The sequence below is a fragment of the Candidatus Polarisedimenticolaceae bacterium genome (genome assembly GCA_036376135.1).
Classification (GTDB): Bacteria; Acidobacteriota; Polarisedimenticolia; order Polarisedimenticolales; family DASRJG01; genus DASVAW01.
Window position 1 is genome coordinate 1 of the sequence record DASVAW010000161.1, and the last position, 8,324, is coordinate 8,324.

At 68.7% G+C, this 8,324-nt stretch carries 4 protein-coding genes; all 4 read right to left on the reverse strand.

Annotated elements, in window-relative coordinates:
• Positions 1–30 precede the first annotated feature (30 nt).
• The gene (gene cysS, locus VF139_17400) at positions 31–1,425 is read right to left on the reverse strand and encodes a cysteine--tRNA ligase (GenBank protein ID HEX6853175.1); all 1,395 of its coding nucleotides are present in this window, start codon (positions 1,423–1,425) and stop codon (positions 31–33) included.
• 114 nt (positions 1,426–1,539) lie between these two features.
• Positions 1,540–4,668: a carboxypeptidase regulatory-like domain-containing protein gene (locus VF139_17405; GenBank protein HEX6853176.1), complete on the reverse strand. Its 3,129-nt coding sequence runs from the start codon at positions 4,666–4,668 to the stop codon at positions 1,540–1,542.
• Positions 4,669–4,921: 253 nt separating this feature from the next.
• On the reverse strand, positions 4,922–6,319 hold the full coding sequence (locus VF139_17410) for a sigma-54 dependent transcriptional regulator (GenBank protein HEX6853177.1): 1,398 nt from the start codon (positions 6,317–6,319) through the stop codon (positions 4,922–4,924).
• Positions 6,320–6,360: 41 nt separating this feature from the next.
• A partial coding sequence (locus VF139_17415) for an ATP-binding protein (GenBank protein ID HEX6853178.1) occupies positions 6,361–8,324 on the reverse strand: 1,964 nt, incomplete at its 5' end.

Below are 8,324 nucleotides of genomic sequence, written 5' to 3' on the forward strand. Positions count from 1 at the left end.
TGTCCCCAGTTGCGAAATAGGTTGCTGTCCCTATTTTCCGATCGCGCGTTTCCAGCGGACCCCCTGCGGGGTGTCCTCGAGGACGATCCCCCTGGCGAGGAGCTCGTCGCGGATCCGGTCCGACTCGACGAAGTTCCGGGCCTTGCGGGCCTCGGCCCGGCGGGCGATCAACCCCTCGATCTCGGCGTCGAGGTCGGCCTTGGGGCGCTCGAGAACCGCGAGGACGGTGTCCATCGTCTTCAGGGACGCTCGAAGCGTCTCGCGGCTTCCCGAGGGGAGCTCTCCCCGGTCCAGGGCCGCGTTCGCCTCGCGGACGAGCCGGAACAACGCCCCGATCGCCCCGCTGACGTTGAGATCGTCGCCGAGGGCGTCCCGGAACTCCGCGACCGCCGCGGCGGCCTTCGCGTCGAACTCCGGGTTGGAGCCGGGAGCGGACGGCTCCCTCCCGAGGCGGTCGTCCAGGGTGTCCAGACGCTGGAGGTCGGAGGCGGCCTGGGCGAGGGCGGCGAGGGTGAAGTTGAGGGAGCTCCGGTAGTGGGTGGACAGGAGCAGGAACCGGATCGCCCGCGGATCGTGCCCCTTCTCGAGGAGATCCCGGAGCGTCCAGAAGTTCCCCTTCGACTTCGACATCTTCTCGCCGTCCACCATGAGGTGGGCGGCGTGCATCCAGTACTTGACGAAGACCTCGCCGGTCGAGCACTCGCTCTGCGCGATCTCGTTCTCGTGATGCGGGAAGATGTTGTCGACGCCCCCGGTGTGGAGGTCGAAGCTCTCCCCGAGGTATTTCATGCTCATCGCCGAGCACTCGAGGTGCCACCCCGGACGGCCGCGGCCGAAGGGGCTCTCCCAGGAGGGTTCCCCCTCCTTCCAGGCCTTCCACAACACGAAGTCGCGTGCGTCGTCCTTCTCGTATTCGTCGCTGTCCACGCGCGCGCCGTCGAGCGTCTCGCGGGCTTCGAGATGGCTCAGGCGCCCGTATTCGCGGAAGGCTCCGATCCGGAAGTAGAGCGAGCCCTGGCTCTCGTAGGTGAAGCCGCGCTCCTTCAGGCGTTCGGCGATCGCGATCATCTCCGGGATGTGCTCGGTCGCCCGCGGGTAACGCTCGGCGCGCTCGATGTTGAGGCGGTCCATGTCCTCGAAGAAGGCCGCGATGAACGGCTCCACCACCTCGTCGAGCGACATCCCGGTCTCGATCATCCGCCGGATGATCTTGTCCTCGATGTCGGTGATGTTCATGACCTGCGTGACGCGGAAGCCGTGGAGCTTGAGCGTCCGGCGGAGCAGGTCCTCCCAGACGTAGGTCCGGAAGTTGCCGATGTGGGCGAAGTCGTAGACCGTCGGGCCGCAGGTGTACAGGCGAACGTGTCCGGGCTCGAGCGGCTCGATCTCGCGGGAGGAACGGGTCAGGGTGTCGTGGATGCGCATGGGCGGGGAAGTTTACACGGGCCCTGAAGCTCCGTCGGCCCCCGCGTGGGGGAGAACGAAACGGGGCCGCCTCGCGGCGGCCCCGTCGTGGCGTCGGCTGGTGGAAGGGAAGCCCTAGAACGCCAGGCGCATCCCGAGCTCGAACTGGCGGCCGAAGCGCTGCGTGGCGTCGTTGACGCCGTTGATCTGCCGCCCGTAGTTGATCCCCGGCGTGAAGACGATGTACGTCCCGTCGTTCAGGAGATTCTTGACGAGCACGCTCAGCTGGAGGTTCAGGCCGCGCGGGAGGTTCATCTCCTTCGAAGCCTTGACGTCGAAGTTCCAGTACGAGCGGTTGCGCTGGTCGTTGCGCTGCCCGGTCGGGTAGAACTGCCGGACCGGCGAGTCGGAGCCGCCCAGCAGCGCGTACTGCGGGGGAGAGGTGGTGTACGAGAAGTCGCGGGTGAGGATCGAATACGGAAGCCCGGACTGCCAGGAGACGCTGGTCCCGAGGCGGAAGCCCCACGGGGTCAGGGTCGTGGCGTTGACCTTCACGACGTGGCGCTGGTCGAAGGAGAGGTACCCGTATTCGTCGGCGAGCGTCGAGCGGTCGTCGCCGAGCGCGAGCTGGAAGTCCTCGGCGGAGCCCTTCGCCTCCGAGTAGGTGTACGAGGCGTCCATCTGCCAGTTCCGGTACTGGCGCCGCTCGAGCGCGAGGATGAGCCCCTTGTATTCGGCCTGGTTGTAGTTGCCGACGAAGAAGATGTCGCCCCAGTAGGGGTTCTGGAGGTAGAGGTCCGGGATCCCGTCGGGCCGGGTCAGCACCCGGTCCCGGCCGAACCCGGAGCCCCCGCCGACGACCTCGGAACCGACGCCGAGGAGCTCGCCCGCGCAGTCGTCGATGATCCCGTCGGGGGTGGTCGTGTCGATGTACGGGCCGTCGGGAGTGGACTGGACGACGCAGGTCCCGTAGTCCCCCGGGACCTTGTTGAGGTTGATGTCCTGGAGCTGGTCCTCGAAGTTGCGCTTGACGATCGTGGCGCGGAACGTCGTCTCGGTCCAGAGCTCGCGCTCGAAGCTCAGGGCGTATTCGTCCTGGTAGGGCGTTCTCAGATTGCGGTCGACGACGGAGACCGTCAGGGCCGGATTGATCGGGGTGTTCGAGGGATTCACCACCCACTCGTTGTTGAGGAGCTCGGCGTCGAACGTCACGTTCGCGATGACCGGCTCGAGCTCGATCAGCGGAACCGCGAGGAAGATCTTGTCGTAGTAGCGCCCGTACGACGCCGCGAACTTCGTCTTGCCGTCGCTCCACGGGTCCCACGCGACCGAAAGGCGCGGGGCGAAGTTGTTGTTCACCAGGTTGATGCTCCCCTGGCGCCGCGTGTTGACCGCGAAGGTGGACTGCTGCGCCGACCCGCCGAGGTTCGCGTTCTCGCCGAGGTAGGCCTTGATCTGCTCCGCGAGCTGATTGACCCCTTCGTAGGCGGTGAAGGAGTTCGCCGCGATGGTCGCCGACTGGTTGTCGTCGATGGCGTAGCCCGCGAGGTACCGCCGCGCCTCGGCCTCCGGATCGAAGGGGATCCAGCCGTCGGAGTCGATCTGCTCCCGGTCGAACCGGAAGCCGACGTTGATCGTGAGGTTGTTGAGGGGCTTGATCTGGTCGGAGGCGTAGAAGGACCAGCTCGTCCCCACCGCGCGCGCGGAGCTCTGCTCGGGAACCGCGAACGACCCGGCGTAGATCCCGATCGGGTCGAGCTCCTCGGAGCCCTCGTCCGGGACGAAGCTCGGCTCGAGAACGAAGAAGTTCCCCGTCGGGCGCCGCGTCAGCTTCCGGAAGTAGCGCTCGTTCTCGATGATCATCCCCGCCTTGAACTCGTGGTTGGCTCCCCAGAACTGCCCGGCGAAGTAGGTGCCGTCGCTCTTGACCGTCATGCGCTGCCGGCTGTCGTCCCAGGTCAGGGGGTAGGAACCGGAGGAGGTCGAGGTGTCGACGTTGAAGCAGTTGGCGAACTCGAGGGTGACGTTGCCGTCGGCCGTGATGCAGTCGTTCGCCACGCCGGAGGTCGTGGGAGAGATCTTCTGGGTGGTGTCCTGATAGGCGATCAGCGAGTCGACGAACAACTTCGGGGAGTACGGGGCCGTCCACTGCACCTGATAGGTCGGCCCGCCGAGCTCGAGGCTGTACGAAGAGTCCACCGGCGTGACCTGGGACACGCCGCCGTTGGTCTGCTCGAGCGGGTCCGCGCGGACCTGGAACGCCAGCTTGTTCCGCGGGGAAACCTGCCAGGTCAGCTGACCGTCCATGTTCTGCCGCGTCGTGTTCACGTTGACGGCGGTCCCGCCGATCGGGACCGGGTCCTCGCGGTCGAGCAGCTCGTACGCGAAACGGTACCAGAGCTTGTCGCGGACCACGGGGCCCGAGATCGAAACCGCGGGCTGGAGCGTCCGGAAGTCGGACAGCTGGTCGGACGGGATGTCCGTCGCACCGTTCCCGTTGAGCGCCTTCGACTGGTAGATGAAGTTGAACGTGCCTTCGAAGTCGTTCGAGCCCTGCTTCTGGATGATCTGGGCGAACCCGCCCTGCGCGCGGCCGTATTCGGCGCCGGCGCCGGTCTGGATGATCTCGACCTCCTCGATGGAGTCCTGGTTGACGAGGTTGAGCCACTGCCCGGTCAGCGGGTCCTGGTTGCTCACGCCGTTGACGGTCGCCTTGAAGTCGCGGTCGCGTGCGCCGAGCACGTTCGGGTTGCCGTCCCCGTCGGCGTCCTGCACGCCGGGCGCGAGGGTGAGCACGTTCTGGTAGAGGCGGCCCGCGACGGGGAGGTCCTGGATGAACTGGTCGCTGTACTTCGTCGAGGTCCCCTCTTTGTCGATGTCGACCGACCCCTTGGTTCCCTCGACGGTGATCGTCTCCACCATCTCGGGGGAGAGCGCGATCGCCACGGTGCTGGTGCGGCCGATCTCGACCCGGACCTTCGGCATCTTCTGGCGGGAGTAGCCGGGCATGAAGATGTCGAGGACGTAGTCGCCGCCCGCGCGCAACACCGGGAACAGCGCCGTCCCCGTCGCGTCGGTCTGGATCGCGGTGTTGGGGACGAGCTGGCTCGGGCTGCTGATCGTGACCACGACTCCGGGCATCGGGGTCTTGTCGGAGCCGTCGATCACGACGACCTTGAGCCCCCCGGTCCCCGACTGTGCGAACGCCGAGACGACGGCACCCAAGGCCACCACGGCGGCGGCAGCGATACGACGCAAGCTCATGACCCTCCTCCCAGCGGACGCGACGCTCGTGGGATTCCCCCGACGCGGGTGAACGGCTGTGGCCCCGGACGACGCGGACGGCCAGCGGGCCTTCCGGGCCGCCCCCCACGGGGCGCGCGACTATGTACCACCGCCCCTCCGCACCGTCAACCGAAGCGATGGCGATGTATTTGTATGCCGAGCGTGGCTTCCGGTGAGGTCGTGGTTGTCGGCAGGCGCTGCATCCGCTCCGCAGCCGCGCCGATCGCCGCGATCACCCCGAGGCGTGGATGCCGAGTCGCTTGATCTTCTCGTTGAGCGTCGTCGGCTTGAGGCCGAGCAGCTCGGCCGCCTGCTTCTGGACGCCTCCCGTCCGGCGCAGGGCGGCCTCGATGAGCTGCCGCTCGTACCGGCTCACCGCGTCGTAGAACGCGAGGCCTTCGGGGAGCTGCGCGGCCTCGGGGAGAGCGACGCGCTCCAGGACGTCCCGCGGCAGGACGTCGAGCCCGATCTCGGCCCCGCGGGCGAGGACCACCCCGCGCTCGAGGACGTTCTCGAGCTCCCGGACGTTTCCGGGCCAGGCGTACGCCATCAGCCGTTCCATCGCCTCCGGCGCGACGCGCTCGACGTCCTTGCCGTTCTCCTCGCGGAACTTCGCGAGGAAATGCTCGACGAGGACGGGGAGGTCCTCCATGCGACGGCGAAGCGGCGGGAGGGTGATCGAGATGACGTTCAGGCGGTAGTAGAGATCTTCGCGGAATCGGCCCTGGTCGACCAGGGTCCGAAGGTCCTCGTTCGTCGCGGCGAGGATCCGCACGTCGACGACCCGGCTTTCCAGGGCGCCGAGCGGAAGGAACTCCTTCTCCTGGATCACCCTCAGGAGCTTCACCTGCATCTCCGGGGTGATCGTGCTGACCTCGTCGAAGAGGACGGTCCCGCCGTCGGCGACCTCGAGCAATCCCTGCTTCGCCGCGTTGGCGCCCGTGAACGCCCCCCGCATGTGGCCGAAAAGGTTGTCCTCGAGCAGGTCGTTGGGGATGCTGTGGCAGTTGACGACCACGAACGGGCGGTTCGTGCGTGGGCTGCGCCTGTGGATCGCCTGCGCGACGAGCTCCTTGCCGGTTCCGCTGTCCCCCTGAATCAGGACGGTGGCACGGCTGGGCGCCACCTGCTCGATGAGCCGGTAGACCTCCTGCATCGCGCGCGATTTTCCGACGATCTTCTCGAACTTGAAGCGGCTCTCGAGGGCGCGCCGCAGATCCTTGTTCTCCTCGCGCAGGCGGGTGGTCTGCACCGCCTGGCCGACGAGATGGCGGACATCCTCGTTCTTGAAGGGCTTGGTCAGGTAGTGGAACGCCCCCGCCTTCATCGCCTGGACGGCGTTCTCCACGGTGCCGTAGGCGGTGATCATGACGACGGCGGTGTCGGGGCTCGCCTCCCGGATCCAGCGCAGGACATGCAGGCCGTCGGCGTCGGGGAGCATGACGTCGAGGAGCACGGCGTCCCAGGGCCCCCCCGACTCGATCTCCGCCCGTCCCGAGGCCGCGTCGGGGGCGGAGACGACCTTGTACCCCTCGCGGGCGAGGAGCGTCCGGAGGACGTCCACGACGATCGGCTCGTCGTCGATCACGAGGACGCGCCCGGCTCCCGACGGCGACGAGGTGGTCGTCATGGCGGCGGATCGTAGCGAACGGGGAGCGGAAGCCGCCAGCGTCAGCGGACGGCCCCCTCGGCGGCGCGCTCGCCGCCGGCGATCGCGGGGAGGTCCACGCGGAAGCGGGTGAAGGTCCCCGGGAGCGATTCCACCTGCATCTCGCCGTCGTGCTCCCGGACGATCCCGTAGGTGATCGACAACCCCAGACCCGTCCCCTTCCCCCGTCCCTTGGTGGTGAAGAACGGGTCGAAGATCCGCGGGAGATCCTCCTCGGCGATCCCGGCCCCGTCGTCTTCGACCTCGAGGATCACGCGGTCCCCGCGGCACGAGGTCGCGATCGCGATCTTCCCTTCCCCGTCCACGGCGTCGCGGGCGTTGAGCAGGAGGTTGAGGAGGACCTGCTGGAGCTTGCCGCGGTGCCCGGCGACCGGCGGCACCAAGGGATCGAGCCGGGTCTCCAGGCGGATCCCCTTGCCGCGGATCTGCGGCTCGAACAGCCGGACCACCTCGCGCACGGCGTCGTTGAGGGCGATCGGCTCGAGCGCGGCCCGCTCCGGCCGGGCGAGGTTGAGCAGCGAGTTGGCGATGTCCGAGGCCCGGCGGCTCTGGACCTCGATCTTCTCGAGAGCCTCGCGCCTCGGGTCGCCCTCGGGAAGATCCTCGAGGAGCATCTGGGTGTAGCTCGAGATCCCGGTCAACGGCGTGTTGACCTCGTGGGCGACGCCCGCCGCGAGCAGCCCAAGCGAGGCGAGACGCTCCTGGCGCAGCATCTGCTCCTCGAGCTTGACGCGCTCGGTGGCGTCGTCGAACGTGACCACGCGCGCGCCGTCCCCGCCGTCCCCCGACGCCGCCGAAACCGCGAGGTTCACGACGATCCGCTGACCGACGCGGTTGACGAGGGCGTGCCGGTACAGGCGCGCCTCCTCCCCCGCGGGGGTCGCGGCGATCTCGCGCTCGAGGGCGCGGATGGTGTGCAGCGGGAATACCTCCTGGAGCGACCGTCCGAGCGCTTCCTCCTTGGGAAGACCGTAGATCGCCTCGAGGGTGCGGTTCCACGCGAGGATCCGGCCGCGCGCATCCGCGAGGAGCAGACCGACGCCGCTCGACTCCAGGATCCGCTCCTGACGCGACCTGAGCGTCTCGACCTCGTCGGCGTGCTGGCGCACCTCGCGCACCAGGCGCGCGGCCTCGATCGCCGTGGCGGTCTGGGAGCAGAGGGTCGCGAGCAGGGCGCGGTCCTCGCTGGAGAACGGAGGGTCGAACGGACCGCGGTCCGAGACGGCGAGGACGGCGCGGACCCGTCCCTTCACGCGCATGCCGAAAAGATGGCGCGCCCAGGGGGCGGACGGAAGCCCCGACTCGGCGCACGGCACCGCAGGGCCGCGCTCGAGCCCCTCGAGGGTCGCCTTTTCCAGCGAGAACCGCTCCCCCGCGGCGCCGGGGCGCGCGGCGTCGAACTGCCGGCCCGCGCCGCGCACGTAGACGCGCGCGTGCGGTACCGCGAGCGTCTCGCGGACGCGCTCCTCGAGGCGATCGAGCAGCGCGGGGAGGTCCATCTCCGCGTTGAGCTCGCGCCCCCACTCCAGCAGCGTCGCGCGGTAGCTGTAACGCGCCCGGTAGAACGCACGGTCGACTCCCGCCCGCACCCCGTGGCGCAGCTTGGGGTAGAGGACCGCGGTCACCAGTGCCGCGAGGAAGGTCACGAGATCGGGGGGGAGCGCGAGGTCGTCGACGAGCCGCCTGAGCACCAGAAGGGCCGCGGCGTACGCGCCGACGACGACGAACGCCAGCGTCACCCCGGCCAGGCCGCGCCGCAGGAGGAGGTCGAGGTCGTGCAGGCGATACCGCGACAGCGCCGCGCCGAACGCCGCCGGGACGAGGAGCATCGGGAGGGCGAAGAGGTCGGCCCAGTCCGGGACGTTTGCCCCGAGCCCCCACGGCGTGACGTAGAACGCGACGAACGGACCGAGCCCGATCCCCAGCCCCCACAGCATCCACCGCATCTGCCCCCGGTGGAGCATCG

Bases quoted from the DNA above. Each gene is read 5' to 3' on its own strand.
- cysS (HEX6853175.1), bottom strand. From the start codon at position 1,425: ATGCGCATCCACGACACCCTGACCCGTTCCTCCCGCGAGATCGAGCCG.
- VF139_17405 (HEX6853176.1), bottom strand. From the start codon at position 4,668: ATGAGCTTGCGTCGTATCGCTGCCGCCGCCGTGGTGGCCTTGGGTGCC.
- VF139_17410 (HEX6853177.1), bottom strand. From the start codon at position 6,319: ATGACGACCACCTCGTCGCCGTCGGGAGCCGGGCGCGTCCTCGTGATC.